At 73.9% G+C, this 23,791-nt stretch carries 18 protein-coding genes; 9 read left to right on the top strand and 9 right to left on the bottom strand.

Annotated elements, in window-relative coordinates:
• Positions 1-9 precede the first annotated feature (9 nt).
• Positions 10-1,422: an MFS transporter gene (locus ACTVZO_RS44340; RefSeq protein WP_443304285.1), complete on the bottom strand. Its 1,413-nt coding sequence runs from the start codon at positions 1,420-1,422 to the stop codon at positions 10-12.
• Positions 1,423-1,571: 149 nt separating this feature from the next.
• Between ACTVZO_RS44340 and ACTVZO_RS44335 the strand changes: the two genes are divergently transcribed.
• A complete protein-coding gene (locus tag ACTVZO_RS44335; RefSeq protein WP_443304284.1) occupies positions 1,572-2,525 on the top strand; it encodes a DMT family transporter in 954 nt (317 codons plus the stop codon).
• A 115-nt stretch (positions 2,526-2,640) separates the two neighbouring features.
• Here the strand turns inward: ACTVZO_RS44335 and ACTVZO_RS44330 are convergent, their stop codons facing one another.
• Positions 2,641-5,388, bottom strand: coding sequence for a PKD domain-containing protein (locus ACTVZO_RS44330; RefSeq protein ID WP_443304283.1), 2,748 nt, complete (start codon positions 5,386-5,388; stop codon positions 2,641-2,643).
• 444 nt (positions 5,389-5,832) lie between these two features.
• Here ACTVZO_RS44330 and ACTVZO_RS44325 point away from each other — a divergent pair, with 444 nt between their 5' ends.
• The 6 genes from ACTVZO_RS44325 to ACTVZO_RS44300 are packed head-to-tail and all read left to right on the top strand — an operon-like array spanning position 5,833 to position 14,957.
• Positions 5,833-6,909 carry a 3-oxoacyl-ACP synthase III family protein gene (locus ACTVZO_RS44325; protein ID WP_443304282.1) on the top strand — a complete coding sequence of 359 codons (1,077 nt, stop codon included), beginning with the start codon at positions 5,833-5,835 and terminating at the stop codon, positions 6,907-6,909.
• 3 nt (positions 6,910-6,912) lie between these two features.
• Complete coding sequence (locus tag ACTVZO_RS44320) at positions 6,913-7,797, top strand: hypothetical protein (protein WP_443304281.1); 885 nt, start codon at positions 6,913-6,915, stop codon at positions 7,795-7,797.
• Positions 7,798-7,802: 5 nt separating this feature from the next.
• Positions 7,803-9,917, top strand: a complete 2,115-nt coding sequence (locus tag ACTVZO_RS44315; protein ID WP_443304280.1) for an AMP-binding protein — start codon at positions 7,803-7,805, stop codon at positions 9,915-9,917.
• A complete protein-coding gene (locus ACTVZO_RS44310) occupies positions 9,902-11,062 on the top strand; it encodes an NAD-dependent epimerase/dehydratase family protein (protein ID WP_443304279.1) in 1,161 nt (386 codons plus the stop codon). Before ACTVZO_RS44315 ends, ACTVZO_RS44310 begins: the two co-directional genes overlap by 16 nt.
• On the top strand, positions 11,059-14,217 hold the full coding sequence (locus ACTVZO_RS44305) for an amino acid adenylation domain-containing protein (RefSeq protein WP_443304277.1): 3,159 nt from the start codon (positions 11,059-11,061) through the stop codon (positions 14,215-14,217). The genes ACTVZO_RS44310 and ACTVZO_RS44305 overlap by 4 nt, the downstream gene beginning before the upstream one ends.
• The gene (locus tag ACTVZO_RS44300) at positions 14,214-14,957 is read left to right on the top strand and encodes a formyltransferase family protein (RefSeq protein WP_443304276.1); all 744 of its coding nucleotides are present in this window, start codon (positions 14,214-14,216) and stop codon (positions 14,955-14,957) included. The genes ACTVZO_RS44305 and ACTVZO_RS44300 overlap by 4 nt, the downstream gene beginning before the upstream one ends.
• Here ACTVZO_RS44300 and ACTVZO_RS44295 read toward each other — a convergent pair.
• The 7 genes from ACTVZO_RS44295 to ACTVZO_RS44265 form a co-directional block, all read right to left on the bottom strand.
• The gene (locus tag ACTVZO_RS44295; RefSeq protein WP_443304275.1) at positions 14,935-15,645 is read right to left on the bottom strand and encodes a hypothetical protein; all 711 of its coding nucleotides are present in this window, start codon (positions 15,643-15,645) and stop codon (positions 14,935-14,937) included. The genes ACTVZO_RS44300 and ACTVZO_RS44295 overlap by 23 nt on opposite strands.
• A 13-nt stretch (positions 15,646-15,658) precedes the next feature.
• Positions 15,659-16,342 (bottom strand): DciA family protein, encoded by a 684-nt coding sequence (locus tag ACTVZO_RS44290; protein ID WP_443304274.1) that lies wholly within the window; start codon positions 16,340-16,342, stop codon positions 15,659-15,661.
• Positions 16,339-17,760, bottom strand: a complete 1,422-nt coding sequence (locus tag ACTVZO_RS44285) for a transcriptional regulator (RefSeq protein ID WP_443304273.1) — start codon at positions 17,758-17,760, stop codon at positions 16,339-16,341. The genes ACTVZO_RS44290 and ACTVZO_RS44285 overlap by 4 nt, the downstream gene beginning before the upstream one ends.
• A gap of 337 nt (positions 17,761-18,097) precedes the next feature.
• The gene (locus ACTVZO_RS44280) at positions 18,098-18,601 is read right to left on the bottom strand and encodes a hypothetical protein (RefSeq protein WP_443304445.1); all 504 of its coding nucleotides are present in this window, start codon (positions 18,599-18,601) and stop codon (positions 18,098-18,100) included.
• A 322-nt stretch (positions 18,602-18,923) separates the two neighbouring features.
• The gene (locus tag ACTVZO_RS44275) at positions 18,924-19,592 is read right to left on the bottom strand and encodes a hypothetical protein (protein WP_443304272.1); all 669 of its coding nucleotides are present in this window, start codon (positions 19,590-19,592) and stop codon (positions 18,924-18,926) included.
• Positions 19,585-20,469, bottom strand: coding sequence for a ParA family protein (locus ACTVZO_RS44270; protein WP_443304271.1), 885 nt, complete (start codon positions 20,467-20,469; stop codon positions 19,585-19,587). Before ACTVZO_RS44270 ends, ACTVZO_RS44275 begins: the two co-directional genes overlap by 8 nt.
• A gap of 307 nt (positions 20,470-20,776) precedes the next feature.
• The gene (locus tag ACTVZO_RS44265) at positions 20,777-21,352 is read right to left on the bottom strand and encodes a hypothetical protein (RefSeq protein WP_443304270.1); all 576 of its coding nucleotides are present in this window, start codon (positions 21,350-21,352) and stop codon (positions 20,777-20,779) included.
• A gap of 155 nt (positions 21,353-21,507) precedes the next feature.
• On the opposite strand from ACTVZO_RS44265, the gene ACTVZO_RS44260 reads away from it, so the two are divergent.
• Together ACTVZO_RS44260 and ACTVZO_RS44255 are read left to right on the top strand one after the other, a co-directional pair.
• A complete protein-coding gene (locus ACTVZO_RS44260; RefSeq protein WP_443304269.1) occupies positions 21,508-22,239 on the top strand; it encodes a response regulator transcription factor in 732 nt (243 codons plus the stop codon).
• Positions 22,236-23,738, top strand: a complete 1,503-nt coding sequence (locus ACTVZO_RS44255; protein ID WP_443304444.1) for an ATP-binding protein — start codon at positions 22,236-22,238, stop codon at positions 23,736-23,738. Before ACTVZO_RS44260 ends, ACTVZO_RS44255 begins: the two co-directional genes overlap by 4 nt.
• Positions 23,739-23,791: the final 53 nt, after the last annotated feature.

Here is a 23,791-nt window from a genome sequence, read left to right as displayed (position 1 = left end):
AGGGAGGTGTCAGGCTCCGGACTCGGCGTTCACGCCCGTGCCCGAGCCGGGACGGATCAGCAGTGCGGCCAGCAGCGCGACACCGGCGCACACCGCGCCCGCCGTGAAGCCCAGGGACATCCCGGACCGCGAGGCCACCGCCACCAGCATCGCCAGACCCAGCGAACCGCCCAGCGTCTGCACGGCGTTGAGCATGCTGGAGGCCGCTCCGGCGTCCCCGCGCCGCAGCCCGGACGTCGCCAGCACCGTCGGCGGGATCACACAGCACGCCATGCCCGCGCCCAGCAGGAGCAGCGGCGGCAGGATCCCGCCCGCGTACGAGGTGCCCGGGCCGAGCTGCGACAGCCACAGGTTGCCGGTCAGCAGCAGGGCGGCGCCGCCCGCCATCAGGTAGCGCGGGCCCAGCCGGCGCTCCAGCCGTACGGCGGCCCACGCCATCACCGCCATCGTCGCCGCGAGCGGGGTGAGCGCGACCGCGGCGCCCAGCGGGCCGTAGCCCGCCTCCTGCTGGAAGTACCGGTTCAGGAAGAAGTACGCACCCATGATCGAACCGGGCACGGCCAGCGTCCCCACGTACGCGAGGACCCGGTTGCGGGACCGGAAGAGGTGCAGCGAGACGATCGGATGTGCGGCCCGCCGCTCGACGCCCGCGAACACCGCGAAGAGCACCACGGCGCCCGCCACGCACACCAGCGCCCGCACATCGCCGAGCCCCTGCTCCGCCGCGCGCGCCAGCCCGTACACGAGGGCGGCCGCGCCCACCGCCGACAGCAGCGCGCCCGCCACGTCGAAACGGCCGGGGTTGCGGCGGGTCTCCGTGATCGCCAGCGGTCCGAGCACCAGGATCAGCACGCCGAGCGGCACGTTCAGCAGCAGCCCCCACCGCCACGAACTCAGACCGGACAGCGTCCCGGCCAGCAGCAGTCCGCCGGCCGTACTGACCGCACCGGCCGCCGTGCACACGGCGATCGCACGCTTGCGCGGCGCACCCTCCTCGAACATGCTCAGCACCAGCGCCAGTCCGCTCGGCGCGGCCAGCGCCGCCCCGACGCCCTGGACCACGCGGATCGCGGTGAGCAGCTCCACGTCCGACGCGAGCCCGCGCACGGCGGCGGCCGCGGTGAACAGGGCCACGCCGGTGAGGAACACCCGGCGGCGCCCGAGGATGTCGCCGGCCCTCCCGCCGAGCAGCAGCAGACCGCCGAAGGTGAGCAGATAGGCGTTCAGCACCCACGACGATCCGACGTCCGACAGCCCGAGATCGGCGCGCATGCCGGGCAGTGCGATGTTCACGATGGCGTCGTCGAGCTGGATCATCGCGTTGCACGAGGCGATGACGGCGAGGGCGAGCCCCGGCCGTAGGCGGGGGGTCTTGTGCGCGGGCGGTGCCTCCACGCGCGGTTCCAACACGGGCGCGGACATGGTCAGCCTCCTGAGCACGGCAAACAGATCCCCGACACTGTCCCCCCACCCTCTGGAGACGCCCCTGAGCCGGACCGGAGGCCTCCGGGGGGACCGCCCTCCCGGAAAACGCGTGGGCAGCCGCAAGAGCCATGAGTACGTTGCCCGTCATGGATCACCAGCCCGGCCGGCCCCCCACCGGCCCGCCGCCCACCGCCCCCGCGCCCTCCGACCGCCGCGCACCCGACCGCCGGGCCCTCGCCGCCGCGGCCGTCACGGTCGTGCTCTGGGCCTCCGCGTTCGTCTCCATCCGCGCGGCGGCCCCGTACTACGCCCCCGGGGCGCTCGCCCTCGGACGCCTGCTGACGGCCTCCCTCGCCCTCGCGGTCGTCCTGGCCGTCAAGCGGGTCCCGCTTCCGCCGCGCCAGGCGTGGCCCGGCATCCTCACCTCCGGGGTGCTGTGGTTCGGCCTGTACATGGTGGCCCTGAACTGGGGCGAGCAGGGCGTGGACGCCGGCACCGCGGCCATGGTCGTGAACATCGGCCCCCTGGTGATCGCCCTGCTCGGCGGCTGGCTGCTGAAGGAGGGCTTCCCGCCGATGCTGCTCGCCGGCATGGCCGTCTCCTTCACCGGCGCCGTCGTGGTGGGCCTGTCCACCTCCGACGGGGGTTCCGCCTCCCTCGGCGGCGTCCTGCTGTGCCTGCTCGCCGCGCTCGCCTACGGCGCCGGGGTGGTCGCGCAGAAGCCGGCGCTGTCCTACGCGACCCCGCTCCAGGTGACCGCGTACGGCTGCTTCGTCGGCACCGCCGTCACCCTCCCCTTCGCCTGGCAACTGCTGACCCGGCTCCCCGAGGCACCGCCGGCCGCCACCCTCAACATGCTCTACCTGGGCCTCTTCCCGACCGCCCTGGCCTTCACCACGTGGACGTACGCCCTGTCCAGGACCACCGCCGGGAAGATGGGCGCGACCACCTACGCGGTGCCCGCCGTCGTGATCCTCATCGCCTGGCCGGTCCTGGACGAGGTACCGGCCCCCCTGACCCTGCTCGGCGGCGCGATCTGCCTGACCGGAGTGGCCGTCTCCCGCCGGCGCCGCGCCCCCCGCCGCCCCGCGGAGGGCTGACGGGAAGGGCTGGCGCGAACGGCCGCGGCGCGCACCACGCGCACCACGGCCGGAAGCCCCGGCCGTCGCTTCTCGCGATGGCCGGGGCTTCCGGTGGCGGTGGACTGCCGCGTGCCTACGGCGCGAAGTAGCCCTGAAGGTCGGTGATCACGTGCGTGCTGCCGCCGTAGCTGTTCCAGATCTCGAAACGGCCCTGGGAGACGGACGTGGTGACGTGGTTCGGGACCGTTTCGCCCGGGCGGGTGTTGATGCTGCTGGTCTCCGGGCGGCCGTAGCCGTCGCCGGTGACGCTGAGGAAGCCCGGCGCGGTGGTGTCGGTCGCGGTCACGTTCACGACCGCGCCCATCGCGTTCGCCGGAAGGCCCGTGAGCGCGGTGACGGCGCCCGGGGCGAGCTTGCCGGTGGTGCGGGTGTCGGCGAGCCGCTGGGGGACGGCGGGGGTGAACCGGGCCCTGCCGTTCCGGGAGTAGAAGCCGGCCGCGTCCAGGATCAGGTGGGTGGAGCCGGTGTTGGTGTAGAGCGTGATCGTCCCGTCCGGGCCGATCGGGATGATCGCCTGGTTGGAGAGGTCCTTGCCGGGCTGCGGGTTCAGATTGGACGTCGAGGGCCGGTTCCCCGCGTACGGGTAGGCGATGACGTGCGCGTTCTCCGTGGACCCGGTGCTGGTCAGGTTGATCGCGACGGCGGTCGCGTCCGCCGGGACTCCGTACACGCCCGCGACCTTGACCGTGCGGGCCTGCCCGCCCTTCAGCGCTCCACCGGTGGTACGGGTGTCGAGGAGACGGGTCTGGGGGCTCGGGGAGAACCATTCGCCGGTCTGCGGCTGGTAGTAGCCCACGAAGTCGACGACGAGCGCGGCCTTGCCCGAGTTGAGCTGGGCCAGCACCTGGCCGGCCGCGCCGACCGGCACGGTGACCGTGTTGGACGAGGTGCCGCCCGCGCGGACGTTGACGTTGGAGCTCACCGGACGCGGCTGCCCGGCGGGCCAGACGCTCAGGTGCGTGTCCTCGGTGGCCCCGGTGACGGTCACGTTCAGTACGGCCGCCGTCGCGCCGCCCGAGTGGGCCGGCGCCGACCCCTCCGGTACGACCGGCACGGTCACGGGCCGGGCCGTACCGCCCTGCAGCGGGGTGCCGGTGGTACGGGTGTCCAGGATGCGGTGCGGCTGTACGGCCACGTAACCGGACGGCGCGTAGGCGACCTTGACGGTCCGGACGGCGGTGGAGGCCGCGCCCTTGGTGTCCCGGACCGTCACCGTCACCTTGTAGTCACCCGGCAGGGCGTAGGCGTGCCGGAACGCCTCCAGCCCGGCGCGGCTCTCGGACGTGCCGTCGCCGAAGTCCACGTCCACGCCCTGTACGGGCCAGGGCGCCTTGGTGGCGGTCCGGGGGTCGACCCCGATGGTCAGCGGGGCGACGTACGTCGCCCTGTCGCCCCAGTCCGGCAGCGCCGCCTCGGACGTGAAGTCCGCGGTCAGCGGACCGGCCGCGGTCACCTTCGCCGGCGTCTCCGCGGACGCCTTCATCCCGGCGTCGTTCGCCGCCGTCACCTTCACCAGGCACGCGCACGGCGAGGTGTACGCGTGCCCGGCGGTCCGCTCCTTGGTGACGACCGGGGCGGTCCCGTCGCCGAAGTCGAAGGTGTACGTGAGCGCGCTGTCCCAGGTGGTCTTCGCCGAGGCCGTCGCCTTGACCGTCGTCCCGGCCGGCGCCCACGTCTGGTCGAGCTCGACCCGGGCCTCGCTCACGACGTCACGCGACTCGCGGGCACCGCGGTCGACGTACCCGCCGTCCTTGCCCGTGTTGGCGACCCTGGGGTCGTCCGACACCGGCACCCCCGCCTGGTCGGTGGGGAGCACGCCCGGAGCCGTCGGGTCACCGGAGTCGATCGTGGGCGAGCCCGCGAAGGCGTGGCCCACCCCCGTCCACGAGGGGCGCAGGACGTCGTGCGCACCCTGCCCGGTGGCGGCCGTGAAGGCCGCCTGGGTCGTGAACTCGGCGCCGGCCCACTTGTACGCGACCCGGTCGGCCACGGCGGTCCCGGTGATCAGGTTGTAGTCGGCGCGGGTGCCGGCCGCCGCGCTCTGCGCCACCACGAGGCCGTTGCGCGCGCCGGGCGACGGGCAGGGCAGCTCGGGGTCGAGGTGGACCAGGTTGTTGAACACCGACGAGCCGGTGGAGGCGCCGTCGAGCGAGAGGGCCGCCTCGCATTCGAGGCTGAGGGTGTTGTTCGTGACGACCGTGCCGGGCGCGTCCCATGCCTGGACCGCGGGCATCACGTAACCGTCGATCTCGTTGCGGCTGAGCACGGTGCCCCGCGAGCTCTCGATCTGCGCGGTCTTGATCAGTTGGCTCCGGGTCACGCGGACGTCCGCGCTCTGCCCGTTGACGGCGAGGGAGACCGGACCGGGGCCCGTGACGAGGGACCGGTCCAGCTCGACGTCGGTGGAGCCGGTGATCTTGACGCCGCCGAGGACGCGCAGCCCGTGCAGGACCACGTGCGAGGCGCCGCTGACGGTCAGGCTCTGGCCCTTTCCGAGGTCCACCTGGTCGGAGGGGTTCGGCCCGTCGGCGACGAAGCTGATCGGCTTGCCGGGCTGCCCGGACCGGCTGACGGTGACGGACTCGGCGTACGCCTTGCCCGGCTTGATCCGCACGGTCTGCCCCGGCTGTACGGCCTTGGCCGCTGCCGAGACCGTACAGAAGGGCGCCGCCTGCGATCCGGGGCCGGTGTCGGTGCAGTTGGCGCCGGCCGTGTTGTTCACGTGCAGACTGGACGGTGTCTCGGCGGCGGCCGCCGCGGGGACACCGAGGAGGGTGACGAGACCTGCGGTGAGCAGGACCGTCGTACGAGTGGGACGCAACAGAGGTTTTCCGTTTTCCTTCGACGAATGACGCGGAGAGAGCAGCACGGGACGGCGCGACGCGGCCGCCACCGGCCGACTCCCCCCACCTCGGTCGGGCGCGCGCGACCCGTGCTGCGGCGATCATCATCCACACCACTGACAGCCTCTGTCACATCGGATGAGCCGGTGAGGTGGACCGGGTGGTTCCGGACAGGTTTTCGAGGGGCTGGGGTGCCGCTCGGAGGGGCGGAGGCCCTGGTTCTGCCTGGTGTCACGGTGGTGGTGGGTGGCCGGTATTCGACCGGATATTCCGGATTTGCGGATCTCTGACGGCCCGGCGGCATCTCCGTACGCTACGGTAACTTCGCTGTCCGTTACTCCCCGGACGCCCCTTGCATCCCTCTGTCAACCACCGCCCCGGCACTCCCATGCCCCGGCGGCCCGCCACGGAGAGCGACACACATGAGCACGACCGCACCGACCTCGCCGACCGCGTACAGCCGAATAGAAGCGTTAGGCGTCTGCCTGCCGGCAGCCATCCAGACCACCCCCCAACTGGCCGCCACGGTCCCGGGGCTGGGGGACGTGGACATCGAGAGGATCACCGGGATCGCCGAACGCCGCGTCTACGACCCCGAACCGGCGGCCGGCGAGGACTCGTTCGGGATGGCCCTGGCCGCCGCCCGCGACGCGCTCGCCTCCTCCCGGTACCGGGCCGCGGACCTGGACATCGTCATCTCCGCCTCGATCACCCGCTTCAAGGACGGCGACCGCTTCACTTTCGAGCCCTCCTTCGCCGCCCTGCTCGCCCGGGAGCTGGGCGCCCGCTCCGCCATCCACTTCGACGTCTCCAACGCCTGCGCCGGGATGATGACCGGCGTGTGGCTGCTCGACCGGATGATCCGCTCCGGCGCCGTGCGGCGCGGCCTGGTCGTCAGCGGAGAACAGGCCACGCGCGTCGCGCAGACCGCCGCACAGGAGATGACGGACTCCTACGACCCGCAGTTTGCCTCCCTCTCCGTCGGGGACTCGGCGGCCGCCGTCGTCCTGGACGCCTCCGCCGACACCGCCGACCGCATCCACTACGTCGAGCTGATGACCTGCTCCGAGTACTCGCACCTGTGCATGGGCATGCCCAGCGACCGGAACCCGGGCATCGCCCTCTACACGGACAACAAGAAGATGCACAACCGCGACCGGCTCAGGCTGTGGCCGCGGTTCCACGGCGACTTCCTGGCCAAGAGGGGACGGGAGTTCGCCGACGAGCACTTCGACCACGTCATCCAGCACCAGGTCGGCACCCGCTTCATCGACTACGCCAACCGGACGGCCGAGGCCGAGTTCGACGCTCCCATGCCCGCCTCCCTCTCCGTGGTCGAGCGGTACGGCAACACCGCCACCACCTCGCACTTCCTGGCCCTGGCCGAGCACCTCAGGGCGGGCAGCGCCCGCCCCGGGGCCACGTTCCTGCTGGTGCCGGCCGCTTCCGGCGTGGTCACCGGCGCCCTGTCCGCGACGCTGACGAACGTGGGGGTCTGAGCCATGGGCATGGTCATCACCGCGGCCGGCACCGCCTTGCCCGGCACGTCCGCCCCGAGGTCCGCCCCGACGTCCGCCGTGGACCTCGCGGCCCGGGCCGCCCGCGCCGCTCTGGCTCGGGCGCGGGTACCGGCTTCGTCGATCGGCGTACTCGTCAACGTCGGCGTCTACCGGGAGCACAACACCTTCGAACCGGCCATGGCGGCCCTGGTCCAGAAGGAGGTCGGCATCAACCTCGACTACGTCGCCGACCCCGAACCGGCCGCCGGCTTCTCCTTCGACCTGATGAACGGAGCCTGCGGCGTGCTCAACGCCGTCCAGATCGGGCAGGCGCTGCTGGAGACGGGCAGCACCGAACGGCTGCTCATCACGGCGGCCGACGTCCACCCGGGCGGCGACGCGGACCGCGACCCCGGCTACCCGTACGCGGACCTGGCCGGCGCCCTCCTGCTGGAGCGCAGCGCCGACCCGGCCGCCGGGTTCGGGCCCGTACGCCACTACACCGAAGACCGGCCCACCGACGTCGAGGGCTACCTCGACACCGGCAGCATGGGCCGGCACGGGCGGACGACGATCACCGTCCGGCGCGCGCCGGGGCACGGGGCGCGGCTGAGCGAGTTCGCGGCGCGGTCCGTGACCGACTACGCGGCCGAGTTCGGCGTCGACCTCGACCGGACCCTGGTGATCGGCCCGTTCGCGTCCGAGTCCGCCGACGAAGGTGCCGACGAGGACGAGTCCGGGGGAGAGCCGCACACCGCGGCGCCGGTCCTCGGCTACCTCCGGGCGATGGACGGCGTACGCCGGGACGACTACGACCGGTTCCTGTTCGTCTCGGCCGGCGCCGGACCCAGCGCGGCCTGCGCCCTCTACCGGCCCGAGGGGTGGTGAGCCCGGTGCCGCGTACCAGGTCCACCGCAGCCCCTGCTGCCGATACGGCCGCCGATTCGGGCAGCGTGGCCGGGTGGCTCGAGCGCAACGCCCGCGCCTTCCCCGACAAACCGGCCGTCATCCATCCCACCGGCGACGGCGAAGGCGGCTACGCCACCCTCACGTACGGCGAGCTCCAGCAGACGGTCGAGGAACTGGCCCGCGGCTTCCTGCGCGCCGGGATCACCCGGGGCACCAAGACGGTGCTGATGGCCCCGCCCGGGCCGGAGCTGTTCGCGCTCTGCTTCGCCCTCTTCCGCGTCGGAGCCGTCCCCGTCGTCGTCGATCCCGGCATGGGCGTTCGGCGTATGCTGCACTGCTACCGGGCCGTGGGCGCCGAGGCGTTCATCGGGCCGCCCCTCGCCCAGCTCGTCCGCGTCCTGGGCCGCCGCACCTTCGCCGCCGTACGCGTACCCGTCACCCTCGGACGGCGCAGGCTCGGCCGCGGCCACACCGTGGCCGCGCTGCGCGCCACCCCCGCGACCGCCGTCAACGCCGCCGGGCGGGCGGCGGCGCCGACCGGCGGGGACGACCTGCTGATGATCGGCTTCACCACCGGAAGCACGGGCCCCGCCAAGGGGGTCGAGTACACCCACCGCATGGCGCTGTCCATCGCCGGCCGGATAGCGGCCGTCCACGGCCGCACCCGCGACGACGTCTCCCTGGTCACGCTCCCCTTCTACGGGGTGCTCGACCTGGTCTACGGCTCCACCCTGGTCCTCGCGCCGCTGGCGCCCGCCCGGGTCGCCCAGGCGGACCCGGCCAAGCTCGTGGACGCGCTGGAACGATTCCGCGTCACCACCATGTTCGCCTCACCCGCCCTCCTGCGGAACCTGGCCGGGCACCTCACCGGCGCCGCCGTCCGGGGCCGCCACCCGCTGCCCGACCTGCGCTGCGTCGTCTCCGGCGGAGCCCCGGTGCCCGACGCGGTCGTGGCCGCGCTGCGTGGCGTACTCGACGAGAAGGCGCGGATCCATGTGACGTACGGGGCCACGGAGGTGCTGCCCATCACCTCGATCGAGGCAGCCGAGATCCTCGGCGACGACGCCGGCCACGACGGGCCCGCCGGCCGCGACGGCCACGACAGGCATGACGGCCGCCCTGCTGACGGCCGCCCTGCCCACGGTCACCTGCCCGGCGGCACCGCGGCCCGCTCCGCCGCCGGAGAAGGGACCTGCGTGGGCCGGCCCGTCCCCGGCACCCGCGTCCTCATCGCCCGCGTCACCGACGGCCCCCTCGCCCGCCTGGACTCCACGACCGCCCTGCCCGCCGGGCGCGTCGGCGAGATCCTGGTCCACGGCGACTCCGTCAGCCCGCGCTACCACCGCGCCCCCGACGCCGACGCCGCGCACAAGGTGACCGAGGAGCGCCCCGACGGGGAAGCCCCCCGGCTCTGGCACCGCACCGGAGACCTCGGCCGACTCGACGACGAGGGACGGCTGTGGTTCTGCGGGCGCGCCGCGCAGCGGGTCCGCACCGCCTACCGGGACCTGCACACCGTGCGCTGCGAGGGGGTCTTCAACGCCCATCCCCTCGTCCGGCGCACCGCCCTCGTCGGCATCGGCCCGGCCGGCCGACAACACCCCGTCGTCTGCGTGGAGTTGGAGACCGGGACGGACGGACCGCCCCTCGACGGCGCCGCGTGGGCGGAGCTGGCCGCCGAACTCCGCACGATGGCCGAGGCCCACGCCCCGACCACCGGCCTCCAGGACTTCCTGCGCCACCCCGGATTCCCCGTCGACGTCCGGCACAACGCCAAGATCGGCCGCGAGGAGCTGGCCCGCTGGGCCGAGCGGGAGTCGGCCCGGCCCGCCTCCGCCGCCGGCCGGCGGGGGCTGCGGATCGTGCCGCTCGCCGGATGGGCGTACCTCGTCGGCGGGGCCGTGTGGGCGGCCGCCGCGGGAGTCCCCGACGTTCCGGTGCTGACCTGGCTGTGGTGGGCCGACGCCTTCCTCAGCGTCGGCGTGCACGCCGCGCAGATCCCGCTCGCGCTGCCGCGCGGCCGGGCCGCGGGACACGGCACCGCCCACGTCGTCGGACGCACCATGCTCTACGGCGCGACCTGGTGGCGGTCCCTGTGATGATCCTGGTCACCGGGGCATCCGGATTCCTGGGCGGGCACCTGGTCGACGGAGCCCTGCGCGAGGGCCATCGGGTCCGCGCCCTCGTACGGCCCGGCCGCGACGCCGTACGGCTGAGCTCCCTGCCCGGCGTCGAGGTCGTCACCGGCGACCTCACCGACGGCGGTTCGCTGGGGCGGGCGGCCGAGGGCTGCGAGGCGGTCCTGCACAGCGCGGCGCGGGTCGTCGACCACGGCAGCCGCGCGCAGTTCGAGGCCGCCAACATCACCGGCACGCTGCGGCTGCTGGCGGCGGCGCGATCGGCCGGGGCGCGGCGCTTCGTGTTCGTCTCCAGCCCGAGCGCGCTGATGCGGGTACGGGAGGGCGACCGGCTCGGCATCGACGAGAGCACCCCGTACCCCGAGCGGTGGTTCAACCTCTACTGCGAGACGAAGGCGATCGCCGAACAGTACGTACGGGCCGCCGACGGCCCGGAGTTCACCACCTGCGCCGTGCGCCCGCGCGGCATCTGGGGGCCGCGCGACCACGCCGGATTCCTGCCGCGCATGGTCGCCGCCATGCGCGCGGGCCGGCTGCCGGACCTCTCCGGCGGCAAACGGGTCCTGGTGTCGCTGTGCCACGTCGACAACGCGGTGGACGCCTGCCTGCGGGCCGCGCGCGCCCCCGCCGGGCAGGTCGGCGGCCGGGCCTACTTCGTCGGGGACCGCGAGGAGACGGACCTGTGGCCGTTCCTGGCCCGGGTCGGCGCCCTCTTCGACTGCCCGCCGCCCGCGCCGCGCATCCCGCTGGTCCTCGGCCGCGCGATGGCCGCGGCGGTCGAGACGGGCTGGCACCTGCGCCGCCGCTCCCCGGGCGGCCGTACGGACGGGGGCCCGCCCCTGAGCCGCTACATGATGGCGCTGCTGACCCGCTCGGCGACGTACGACACCACCGCCGCCCGCGCCGACCTCGGCTACGCGGCCCCGCGCACCCAGGCCGACGGGCTGCGCGCGCTGGGGGAGTGGGTGGCGGCGACGGGCGGCGTGACCGCCTGGACGACCGGCCCGACCCCTCCCGGAACCACCGCTCCCGATCCCACCCCTCCCACCCCTCCCATCCCTCCCATCCCTCCCGCCCCGACCGAACAAGGGACCACTCCCTCATGACCCCCCGTCAGGACGTTCCCGACGCCCAAGGCGCCGCCGGCCACCGTCGTCCGGTGTCGCCCACCGAGCGCCTCTACCTCGCCGCCGGCGACGCCCGCGGGGCCATGGCCCTGCGGATCGTTCTCGAGGGGGACGGGGTGCCCGACCGCAGGCACTTCCAGGCGGCCCTGGCCCGGGCCGCCGAGGTCTGCCCGGGTTCGCGGCTCGTGCGCGCCGGGGCGGAGTGGACCGACGAGGGGCCGGTGCCGCGGGTGCGGTACGACGTCCCGCGCGCCGGTGCGTACGCCGACTCGGCGCCGGGCACGGTCGAGCTGCCCGCCGGGCCGTCGCGGCGGACGGAGCCGCCGGGCTGCGAGGTGGTGATCGTGCCCGGCGGGGACGGCAGGCCGACCACCGTCGTCTTCAGCGCCTCGCACGCCGTGATGGACGGTCACGGCGCCCTGACCTGGGTACGGGAGGTCTTCCGCGCCCTGCGCGGCGAACCGGCCCGCCCCGCGCCGGACCCGGACACCGACGCCACCCTGCTCCGCCGCCTCGGCCGCGCCCCCCGCCGCCCCACCCCGAGCCCGCCCGCCCGCTCCCCGCTGGGCCCGTCCGACGATCCCCTCCGCCGGCGCCCGGGCCACGGGCGGGGGCTTCGGACGGTGTGGCTGCGGCGTACGCTGCCCGGCCGGCATCCCGCGCTCACCGCCCGGCTCGCGCAGGCGCTGGCCGATGCCGCGCGGATCGACACCCGGGTCATGGTCCCGGTCGACCTGCGCCGCCACCGCCCCGGGATCGCCGCCACCGGCAACCTGACCCTGCCGCTGTTCCTGGACCTGCGCCCCGGCACGGACTGGACGGCCGTGCACACCCGGCTGCTGTCCGCGCTGGCCGAGAACCGCGAACTGGCCGCCGGGTTCGAGTCGGCGCTCGCCGCGCTGCCGCTGCCCGTGACCGCCGCCCTCCTGCGCGCCGCCCAGGCCGCGGCGTTCCGCACCGACCGCCACCTCGCCTCGGCCGTCGTCTCCCACCTCGGCCGCCTGGACCCGGCGGACTTCTCCGGCGGCGGCTTCACGGCGTCCACGGTGTACGCGCTCCCCGTGCACGCCCCGCTGGTCCCGCTCTCCCTGGTCGCCGCCGAGACCGGCACCGCCACCGAGATCACGCTCGGCGTCCGCGGCCCCGGCCGGGACCTCGCGGCCCGCGCGGGCCGACTGCTGGACGCGGCCCTGGCCGGCTTCCCGGCCGGGCCGGACGCCCGAGCGGACGCCCCACGGCGGATTCCGGCGCCGGCACCCGCCGAAGCGGACACCAGGCCTCCGCTCACCGTCGTGGACGCCTTCCGCGCGCAGGCCGCCCGCACCCCCGACGCGCCCGCGCTCGACGGGCCCGAGGACGTGGTCACGTACGCCGAACTCGACCGGCGCTCCGACGCGATCGCGGCCGGGCTCGGACGGCGCGGGGTGGGGCGCGAGGACCGGGTGGGACTGGTCGTCGACCGTACGCCCGCCGGCGTGTGCGCCCTGTGGGGCATCCTCAAGGCGGGCGCCGCCTACGTACCGCTCGACCCCCACCACCCCGGCGCCCGCATCCGGGAGATCCTCCAGGGCTCCGCCACCGCCCTCTGCCTGACCACCCGGCACCTGGCCGGCGAACTGGCCCCGTTCGTCCCCGGAACCCTCCTCACCGTCGAGGACCTCCTCGACGCCCCCCGCACGGGCCGGCCCGGCGCAGCGGAGGTACGGCCCGCCGCGGGCGACCTCGCGTACGTCATCCACACCTCCGGTTCCACCGGCCGCCCCAAGGGCGTGCAGATCGAGCACGGCAGCCTCATGGGGTTCGTGCGCTGGATGACCGGGGTCTGCCGGGTCACCGGCCGCACCCGCTTCGGCTTCGCCTCCTCCTACGCCTTCGACATCTCCTGCTTCCCCCTCTTCCTGCCGCTGCTGGCCGGCGGTACGGCCGTCCTCGCCCCCGGCACGCCCTCGCCCGCCACCCTCCGCGCCCTCGTCGCCGAACACCGCGCGGACACCCTGGCGCTGACCCCTTCCCACCTGGCCCTCCTCGGCCCCGCGGACGCCGCCGGCCCCGCGCTCCCGCTGCGCACCCTGCTGCTCGGCGGCGAACCCCTCACCCCCGCCGCCGCACGGTCCGCGCACGCCGTCTTCGGGCCGGGCTGCCGCCTGATCAACGCGTACGGGCCCACCGAGGCGACCGTCGCCGTGCTCGCCCACACCGTGGACGGCACCGAGACCGGCGCCACCCTCCCGATCGGCCTCCCCGGCCCCTTCGCCCAGGTCGAGCTGACCGCCGACGACGGCGAGACCATCGGCACGAGCCCCGACGACACGGGCCGCACCGGCGAGATCGTCGTACGCGGGCTCCAGGTGGCCCGCGGCTATCTGGACCCGGCCGACGGCGAACCCTCCGCAGGCCCACCCTCACCCTTCAGCACCGGCCCCGACGGCCTCCGTTCCTACCGCACCGGCGACCTCGGCCGCCGACTGCCCGGCGGGGCCATCGAGTTCGCGGGCCGCATCGACGAACAGGTCAAGATCGCCGGGCACCGCGTCGAGCCCGCCGAGGTCGTCGCCGCCCTCGAAGCCCACCCCTCCGTCCACCGCGCCGTCGTCGTACCCCGCCGCCGCCCGCACTCCACGGCGTACGTGCTCTGCGCGTACGTACTGCCCCACACCGGCGGCCCCGCCGCCCACCCCGACCTGGCCCGCACCCTCCGGACCGAGCTCACCCGCACCCTCCCCGCCCACCTCGTCCCGGCCCACGTGACCGCGGTCGACGCCCTGCCCGGGACGGTCAGCGGCAAGACCGACCTCGACGCCCTCCCCGACCCCTTCGCCCGCACCGCACCCCCAGCCCCCGCCCCAGCTCCCGCCCCCTCACCCGTCACCACCCTGGAGGCGCGCGTCCGGCACCACTGGGCGGAGATCCTCGGCGTCGACGGCGCGCTGCTGTCGTCGGACTCCGACTTCCACGCCCTCGGCGGCGATTCGCTGGCCCTCGTCGAGATGGTCACCGCCGTCTCCTCGGACCTGCTGACCCCCGCCCAGGCCCAGTGCTTCACCGGCCGTCTCGACCGCCTCGTACGGAACCTGACGCTCGGGCAGCTCTGCGCCCACCTGACCGCCGCCGCCCGCGAGGAGGCCGCCGCATGATCTTCGTAGGCGAGGGAGCCCTGCTCCGCCGGGCCGTCACCCACGCGGCCACCCGCGGCCACCCGGTCGACCTGGTCTGTTCCGCAGACCCGCTGGACGCCGCGGCCGCCCACGCGCCCCACCTGGCGGCGGCCGACGTCAACGCCCACGCCCGCACACTGGCCCGGGCCTGCACCGACGGCATCGTCTGGTCCGTCAACAACGGGCAGATCTTCCGCGAACCCCTGCTCCGGGCCGAGGGCCTGCGCGTCGTCAACATCCACAACGGCCTGCTGCCCCGGCACCGGGGGCTGCCCTCCGTGGCCGTCCTGTTCGCGCTGCTGCACGGCGATCCGGAGTACGGGGCCACCGCCCACGAGGTGGACGCCGGTATCGACACCGGCCCGGTCCTGGCCGAACACCGCTTCCCCCTCGGCCCCGAGGACCGCTACCACCAGGTCATGCTCCGCGGCCTCCGCGCCTGCCACACCCTGTTCGAGCGGATCCTCCCGGCCGTCGCCGCCGGAACCGCCCACCCCGTCCCCGCAACGACGGGGCAGCCGTCCGGGTACTACGGCCTGCGCGCCCTGGACCGCCTCCCCGCCTACCGAGACCACCCCGCCTACGCCCGCGCCACCGACCTCGGCGCCTTCGCCCCCCACGCCCCCGAGGTCAACCGGGCACTGCTGCGGCTGTCCCCCTCGTGCTGTGACCGGAAGGGTTCACCGGGGCACAGCACTAGGCAGCCGGGTCGACCGTGATCACGCCGGCCGGGTCGGTGGCGTCGGACACCGCGTACCGCGCCGAGATGGAGGCGGAGGTGACGGACGTGGGGCAGAAGAACGATCCTTCGATCTTCAGCGGTACCGCGGAGCGCTCCATGCGGACCGCGGGGGCGGCGCCGGCCTCCCACACGCCGGATACGGCCGCGGCCTTGCCCGGTGCGGCCGTGGCCCTGCAGGACAGCAGCCCGCTCGTCTTCAGGACGAAGCCGCCCGCGGGGATGGACAGCCGGGCGGTGGAGGGCGCGCCGTGCTGGAGGAGGACCTGCCAGGGGCCGCTGTCCTCGTTGGTCTCCACGGCGACGCGCAGGCCCGGCGCGTCCGTGGTGCAGTCCTTGAAGGCCGGCGCCTTGATGCGGACCGCGACGGGCCCGCCGGAGCCGGTGTTGCCGGGCGCCGGGGGAATCGTGTTGTGGCCTGCGGCGGCCGTTCCCGCGCGGGACTCGGAGCTCGCGCACGTGACGGTGATCGGCCCGGCTTCGAAGACCACCGGCCCCGAGGCGACCGCGTCGAGGCGGTGCCCGGCGGGGGACAGGGAGGTCCCGGCGGAGGCGGCCGGTGCGGCATGGGCGTCCGGCACGGGGAGGACGGCGACACCGGTCAGGGCCAGGCAAGCGCCCGAAGTGAGCAGAGAGGTCGCTAACCTGCGGTTTTTCGTTGTTGTCATGTGATCAGCATGATCATTGCCGAACGCCGTCCATAGGGCCGAACGTCCCGCGCCTACTGGACTGTTGGGCCGTTTCGAGCCGGGTGGCGCGCGCCGTGCGGTGCGCCGCGAGGGCCCGCTGATAGCCGGGGGACGGCTCGGCGTCGTCGGCGGGCGGGGCGGGCGGGGCGGGCGGTCCGGGGTGCGTCGCGGGGCCTGGCGGACGCGGTGAATCCGGTGGTCCCGGCGGCAGGATCCGCAGGCCCAGCACCGTCTCGGTTCCGAGCAGGTCGTTGATCCGCTGGACCAGCATGTCGGCGCTCAGCCTCGCCTGGGTGGCGTACGCGGCGGATTCCGGGCGGAGTTCGAGGAGCCCCGTGCCGGTGTCGAAGCCGGTGGCCTCGACGTGGCGGCCCAGGCCCTTGGCCGCCGTCACCCACAGATCGCGGACGCGCTGCCCGGTCACCGGCAGCTGCCAGGCGCGCTGAGCGAGCAGCGTGCTCAGGGCGTCGGTGAGCGGCGCGGGCTCGCGGGGGTCGGAGCCGCGGGGCCGGGCGTCCCGGGAGGGCCGGTCCTGGCGGGCGGCCGGTTCGAGACGGCTGCGGGCCGCGGCCTGCCGGGCCGTCTGGAGGGCGACCCACGCCAGGTCGGTGCCGTCGCCGGGGCGTGCGCCGGGCACCGCGGGTCCGGGCGGATCGTGGGCGGAGGAGCTGCTCACCGGGCTCCTCCGCCGACGGTGCGCACCGCCATCAGGCCGGTGCCGCGGGTCAGCCGCAGCGCGCGCGAGACCAGGTCCCCGCCGTAGACCTGACGTGCGAGCCGCAGCCCCCAGGTCTCCACGGCGGTCGTGATCAGGGTGGTCTCGCCGGACATGAACTCGCCCCGGGCGGTGGCGCGCAGGGCGTCCAGCTCACCGTCGGAGAGCTCCAGCGGGCCTTCCGCGGCGGACGCCACGGGCGTGGCGGGCGTAGCGGGCATGGCCGGCATGGCCGGTGTGGCCGGTGTGGCGACGCCGTGCCGAGGGCCCGCGAGGGCCTCGGTGGCCGAGGTGACCAGGTGGAGCACACCGGGATCGCGGGGAGCCTGCCAGGCGCCCTGCCACGCCTCGTGCCGCTGCCGGGCGGCCTGCCGGGAGTCCCGCCAGCCGGCGACCGCGGCGGCGCGCTTGTCCGCGGTGTCGAGGCCGCTCTCGGCTCCCGCGATCAGTGTGGCGAGCAGCCCGGACGGCCGGTGGACCCGGCGGGCCGCCGCGCCCCGCAGGTGCAGCCAGGCCTGCACCTCGCAGGCGCTCCAGCCGGCGTCCGAGACGTGCCGGAGCACCCATGCGAGGCGGGGGACGGGAGTCCGGGCGAGCCAGCCGACCTGCTGGGAGAGCTCCCGTGCGAGCTGGAACCTGCGGCCCACCCGGTTGAGGGCTCCGCGCCGGACGGCCGGGGCCTTGGGGGGTGTCGTGTGCGTCGTTCCCGGCACGACGCGTTTCTCAGAGGGAAGGGAAACAAGGTCCGCGGAAGGAGAACCCACGGAACCACCCACCCTTGGGGTGCAACCCGTCATGCCGTCGGCGGGGCCCCGGAACGTGCTCCCCAGGGCTGCCCGGGACGTTTGCGCCCGCGCCCGCCGACGGGCCCGGGCCGTCCGCGCGGCCGTCCGGGCCAGCCGCGCGATCTCCTCCCGCCCGGCCTCCGCCATGCCCGTCATCCGGCGGAAGGCCCCCTCGCCGGTGGTGCGGATGCCGAGGGCCCGGTCGAACTCCGGGGGGACCGTGCGCGCGAACTCCGAAGCCAGTGCCCGGCTGCCGCGCGTGCGGGTGCCGCGGACCACGTAGGCGAGCAGCCCGGCCTCACGCAGCATGGCCAGGTGGTACTGGACCGTCCGCTCGCTGACCTTCAGGCAGCGGGCCAGGTAGGAGACGCCCGGCCGGCACGGGGACAGGCGGGCCAGCCGCTGCGCGAGCGCGACCGTCGTCGTGCCGAACCGCGGGCCGTGCGAGCGGCGCGGGGTGTACCGGCCCGGCTGCGCGGCCCAGTGCACGGCCTGCATCCAGGAGTACGCGTCGCCGGTGGCGCGGCCCTTCGTGGTCGACATCCACTGCTGCGGCGCGGGGACCCACAAGGCGGTCCCGTCCGCGGCCGTCACCGGAGCCCCTCGGACGGGAGTCCGGGGTGAGCACCCGGACTCGAATGGGGCGAGTTATTGCAGACCGGTATGAATCGGTCGAAGCGGAACTGGAAATTGGCATGGCGGTGTTGCAAAATGGCAAGGCCTTCCACGACAGGAGGGCATGGCGAAGCCCTCGATGCTGGTGCTCGTGGTGCTTGGCAGGAAGAAACACCGATGCGTTCGGCCGGATGCGAACCGGGCCGACGGATCCTTCGGAGGGGCTGCGAACCCCTCCGGTGTCTTGGGCCGCTGAGCCGAGGTGACTGCGAATCACCTTGGTAGCTGAGCTTCCCGGGCGGTGAACGCCCTGGTCCTAGGCCATCTCGGCCTCCTCGTGAGAGGGCTTGGCCGAGGTGGCCGGGGACGGGCGGCGCCGGCGGCGCGAGGTGAGCGCGGCCAGGGCGTCCGGCAGTTCGGTGATCCACAGGCCCACGGGAATGCGTACGGCGACCCGTCCGCCCAGATGCCTGAGGTCGAACGCCGCCCGCTCGTCGGGAGCCGAGACCAGGTGCACCGAGTCCTCCAGGACCCACAGCGCGGTCTCGGGCGTGGTGGAGGGATCGGACGCGGCCTGCCGCGCGGCCTCCACCGCGGACTGCTGCCACAGCTCGAGGTCCTGGCGGGCGCTGCGCGGACGGCGCGTGCCGGGCCAGCCGATCTGCGAGACGAACGCGTAGACGCGCAGGGCGACGATGTCCTCCTCGAAGTGGGGCTCGCTGAGCACTCCCTGGTCCCGGGCCTTCCAGGCCCACGACTCGCTGAGACCCGCGGCGATGGCCACCGCACTGGTGCTCAGTTTGTCGCCCGGCAGATCCATTGCTGCCACCTCCGTCATCGCAAGAGCAGTTTCTTTCACTCGAAAGATACTCGAAGCGGAACATCCCGCTCTCGCGACACTAGAGAAAAGGTGCGGCGTGTCGCAATTCCCGCCGGGAATATCCCAGGTGAGACCGCGTCCGGCCGGCGGGCGGCGTGTGAATTCAGTGGAATCCGCTCTAGTGTCACAGGGATTGCTCGTCGGTTTGTTTGTTGCAGTCATCCGTGGATCTCTCGTATGTCGCAGTGTTGCAGTCGTCGTCGCAGTCATCGTTGCAGCGGCCGCCACCGCGGGCGGCCGACTGCCCACGGCCGTCCCGGGCTTAGGGCCGGTGGCGCTCCGGCCTGCGCAGGGCGCCTTCCCGGTCGAGCGCGTCCAGGTACCGCTCGATGCCCGCCGAGACCACCTGCGTGCCGCGGCGGCCGAAATCCGCTTCCTGGAGAACGAGCTTCAGGGTCGATGCCAGCTCATATGCCTGTTCCCCCACCCGATAGGTCGAGGGCTGGGTCCGCTCGGAATCCCAGAGCCGGGTGGCGCCGAATTCCTCGGCCATCGATATGAGCTCCGTGACGGATTCTGGCATGGTGCGCAGCGCGGCGTCCACGTAATGTCCGGTGGCGAGGCTGGAATTCCCCGTGGTGCGTCGGTCGGAATTCAGCCGGTCCTTGAGCCGCGCCAGCACCTCGGGAGCGATGCGGAACCCGTACGCGCGCCAGCGGGCGGAGCGCAGCTTGGCGTCCGCGTAGCTGTGGTGGATCGCGGCGTGCGCCCACGCGGACTGCGGCTGGGGCGCGGTGGCCACGTCCGGGGCGGCGGGCGGCCCGGCCTGCGCCGCGTGGCGTCCCGAGCCGAGGAAGGAGCGGTCGGCCACCGCCTCCGCACCGGCGATCAGATCCCGTACGAGCGAGGTGCCGGCGAACTGGAAGTGCGCGGGGGTGGGCTTCTTGGGCCGTGCGGACGGCCGGGGCGAGGTCAGACGCTCGTCATGCACCGGCGCTCACCCCCTCGATCCTCCCGGGGGTCTCCCAGGCCTCCAGGGGCTGGGCCATCCGGGCCAGGATCTGCACCATCAGCTCGCCGTACATCTTGCCCGGGGTGTGGCTCGCGAAGCGGATGGCCGCCGGGACGCCGAAGGCGAAGGAATCGCTGATGCGGTTGTCGACGCGGATGTCGGTGCAGAAGGGGGCGAGGTCCGTGTCGAGCATGCCGTTGCGGATGTTGACCTCCTGCATCTTCCATTTCGACGGCGGATTGGAGCGGTTGATGACCGCGCCCAGGTACTGCGGGTCGCACTCGCCGCCGGTGCGGTCCTTGACGTAGCGCACCGTCCCCCGGGTGGCGGCGGCCCCCTTGAGCGCCGGGTACTCGGGAACGCACACCGTCAGCACGTGGTCGGCCGCGGCCAGGGCGGTCGCCGAGAGCGAGGACACCGCGGGCGGGGTGTCGATGACCACGAAGTCGAAGACGCCGTCGAGTTCGAGCAGCATCCGGCGCAGGACCGGAGTGGCCTGGTAGCCCTTCTTGTGGATCAGGTCCTGGGCGGCGGTCATCGTGGACTCCTCGCTGGCGAGGAGGTGGAGCGTGCCCGCGTCCTCGAAGTCGGCCAGCAGCTCGCTGCGGTCGAACCAGATCCCGGCGGGATCCATGCGCATGCCCTGGAGGCGCCCTTGGAGCACCCACCCGAGCGAGCGGGCGAGCTGGTCCTCGCCGGTCAGGTTCAGCCCGAGCGCCGTGCCCGCCTGGGCCTGGGGGTCGAGATCGACGATGAGCACGCGCTGGCCGGCCAGCGCGAGACCGGCACCGAGATTGACGGTGGTACTGGTCTTTCCCACGCCGCCCTTCTGCGTTGCGACAGCAATGATCTTCACCTCTTGTTGTACCTCTCGTGGAATCCTGACGGCCGGAGAGCGTTCGGCTCTTGTGTCACCGGTGTGAGGTGGGGTGTTCGCCGCCGGTGCGCCCTGCGATGCCGGGCAGTGGAACGGATGGGGCGGCCGCGTTCCGTCTAGTGACACGGGATATGGAGGTGACCTTAACAGGCTCAATACACCGCGATCGCGCGTGGTCCACCTGCCGGGAATTTCCGGATGCCGTGAATGTCACAGTGAATGCTGCGCAGTCCGTGGCAGCGTTCGTCACAGCCGTGCGGATATCCGTCGTTGCAGCAGCCGCCGGCTAGGACGGGACGGTCTCCACGATCGGCGCGTGGTTGTACCAGGAGCAGATGATCGAGGTCACTTCGTCGCCCTTGCGGAAGTCCACGCGGATCACGTACGGGTTGGTGGTGTCCGTCTCCATCTTCCAGCCGGCATTGGGGGTGGACGAGGAGAGGGTGGCCGAACGCTCTCCGATCTCGAAGGAGGCGTGACCGCCCTTGACGGCAGCCGCCTTGAGATGGCCCGCCGGCGGTGGGGTCGACGCGGGCGGTGAGGGGGCGGAGGCGGAGGTGCGCGGAGTGGAGCCGCCGGAGGGTGTGCCGCCGCCGGGGCCCGTGGACGCCGAGCCGGACGGCGCCCCGCCGGGGGTGACGGAGGGCTGCGGCGGGGCGGACGGGGTCGCGGCGCCGCCGGCCGCGTCCCCGCCTGCCCCGGCCGAGGCGTCGTCCACCGGGGACTCCGCGGAGATGTTGAGTGCGTTCGGAGGGTCGTAAACCGTTCCCGACATGACGGAGGAGATCCCCCACCACGACAGTGTCACGGCCACTCCCGTGGCCAGCATCCAGACCGAGCCGCCTATGAACCCTCGTCGCATTCCAGCACGCTATCGAGCTGTCTCGCATACCTGCAAAACACTCGGGCAGGATGTCAACTTTCGGCTGTCAACTTTAGACCTAGGTCTTCGATTGGCCATAAGGACGAGAGAGTATGCGGGTATTTGCTTTCGATAAATCCCGTACACTTCCGGCCATGGCAAGTGTGCTCGTAGTCGAGGACGATCCATTCGTCCGCTCCGCCCTCATACGGCACTTGACCGATGCCGCCCACGTGGTCAGAAGCGTCGGCAGCGCACTGGAAGCACTGCGCGAGGCGTCGGCGAACAGTTTCGACGTGGTCATCCTCGACCTGGGTCTGCCCGACCTCGACGGATCGCAGGCCCTGAAGATGCTGCGCGGCATCACCGACGTGCCCGTCATCATCGCCACCGCGCGCGACGACGAGGCCGAGATCATCCGGCTGCTCAACGGCGGCGCCGACGACTACCTGACGAAGCCCTTCTCCGTGGAGCAGCTCGCCGCGCGGGTCTCGGCCGTGCTCCGCAGGGCCCGCGGCGGGGGGCACGACGCCGCCGAGGGCGACACCGGGCCGGTACGCGTGGGCGGACTGGCCATCGACGCCCAGCGCCGGCGGGCCGAGCTGGACGGCGCCCCCCTGGAACTGACCCGGCGCGAGTTCGACCTGCTCGCCTTCCTCGCCCAGCGGCCCGGGGTCGTCGTCCCCCGCAGGGTGCTGCTGTCGGAGGTGTGGCAGCAGACGTACGGCGACGACCAGACCATCGACGTCCACCTGTCCTGGCTGCGCCGCAAGCTCGGCGAGAAGGCCGCAAGCCCCCGCTACCTGCACACCGTCAGGGGCGTGGGCGTCAAACTGCAGGCCCCGGAGGATCCGGCGATGCCGCAGGCGGTGGCGTGGCACGCATAAGGTGGGTGCTCGTCCGGATCTGCCTGGCCGTCACCGTCATGGTCGCCCTCTCCTTCGCCGTACCGCTGGGCATCGTCGTCCAGCACATGGCCCGGGACCGGGCCGTCACCGACGCGGAGCGGCAGGCGTCCGCGATCGGTCCGGTGCTGTCCATCACCACCGACCGGCAGCAGGTGAACCGGGCCATCCTCGCCACCCAGGCCGGGGCCATGGACCGGATGGCCGTCCACCTCCCCGCGGCGCGGGAAGACGGCGCGAACGGCCAGGAGTCCGCGGGCGGGACGGGGCCGGCGCGCGGCGCGGGCAGTCTCGGCGCCGTGCGCGCCGCCCCGGGCGACGTGGCGACCGCCCGGGAACGCCGCCAGGTCGCGACCGCTTCCGTCTCCGGCGGCGTCGTGCTCCTCCAGCCCATCGGGGTCGGCGCGGGCTCCCTGGCCATCGTGGAGGTGTTCGTACCCGAGGCCGAGATGACCAACGGCGTGGGCACCGCCCTGCTGGCCATCGCCGGAGTCGCGGTCGCCCTGGTCATCGGCTCGGTCGCGTTCGCGGACCGGCTCGGCGTACGGATGGTGCGCCCCGCACGGCGTCTCGCGCAGGCGGCCAAGGAACTCGGCGAGGGCCGGCTCGGCACCCGGGTCCAGGAGGAAGGACCGGAGGAACTGCGCTCGGCGGGCGCCGCGTTCAACGCGATGGCCGACCAGGTCGTCCAGCTGCTCGCCAGCGAGCGGGAACTGGCGGCGGACCTCTCCCACCGGCTGCGCACCCCCCTGACGGTGCTGCGCCTCAACGTCGCCTCGCTGGGGGACGGGCCGGCGGCCGAGCACACCAGGGAAGCGGTGCAGCGCCTGGAGCGGGAGGTCGACACCATCATCCGCACCGCCCGCGAACAGCGGCCGCGGGCGCTCCAGGACGGGTCCGTCGACGGCATCGGCTGCGACGTGGCCGAGGTGATCGGCGAACGCATGGCGTTCTGGTCGGCGCTCGCCGAGGACGAGGGGCGCGAGGTGAGGCTGGCCGGCATGGAGGAGTCCGCGCACGTGCCGGTGCACCGACCGGACCTGGCGGCGGCGCTCGACGCCATGCTCGGCAACGTCTTCCGGCACACGGGCGAGGGCACCGCCTTCGCCGTCGACGTGCACGGCACCCGGGACGCCGTGATCGTGATGGTCTCCGATGCGGGGGAGGGCATTCCCGACGCCGACGCGGCGCTGCGCCGCGGCAACTCCGGCGAACAGGACGGCTCCACCGGACTGGGCCTGGACATCGTCCGCAAGCTCGCCGAAGCGACCGGCGGGGACGTGCGGATCGGGCGTTCGGTGCTGGGTGGCGCCGAGATCCGGGTCAGGATCTGCCGCGACGTCCGGCACACCGGTCCGCGCTCCCGGCGCGGGCGCGGACGCGGGCACCGGGCCCGCCCGGGGGGCCGCCGCAGGCGCGGCGCGGGCGCGGTGGCCGGCCGGCGGCGGTCCTTGGTGAAACGGCGCTCAGGACAGACTTAACGGCACCCTAAAAGATCCGGGTTCGGTACCTTCCGCGGCTTTGGCATCCCATT

The organism is Streptomyces sp. IBSNAI002 (assembly GCF_052244475.1).
Taxonomy (GTDB): domain Bacteria; phylum Actinomycetota; class Actinomycetes; order Streptomycetales; family Streptomycetaceae; genus Streptomyces.
Note: the sequence above shows the minus strand (reverse complement) of the source record. Positions and strands in the feature narration are given on the sequence as shown.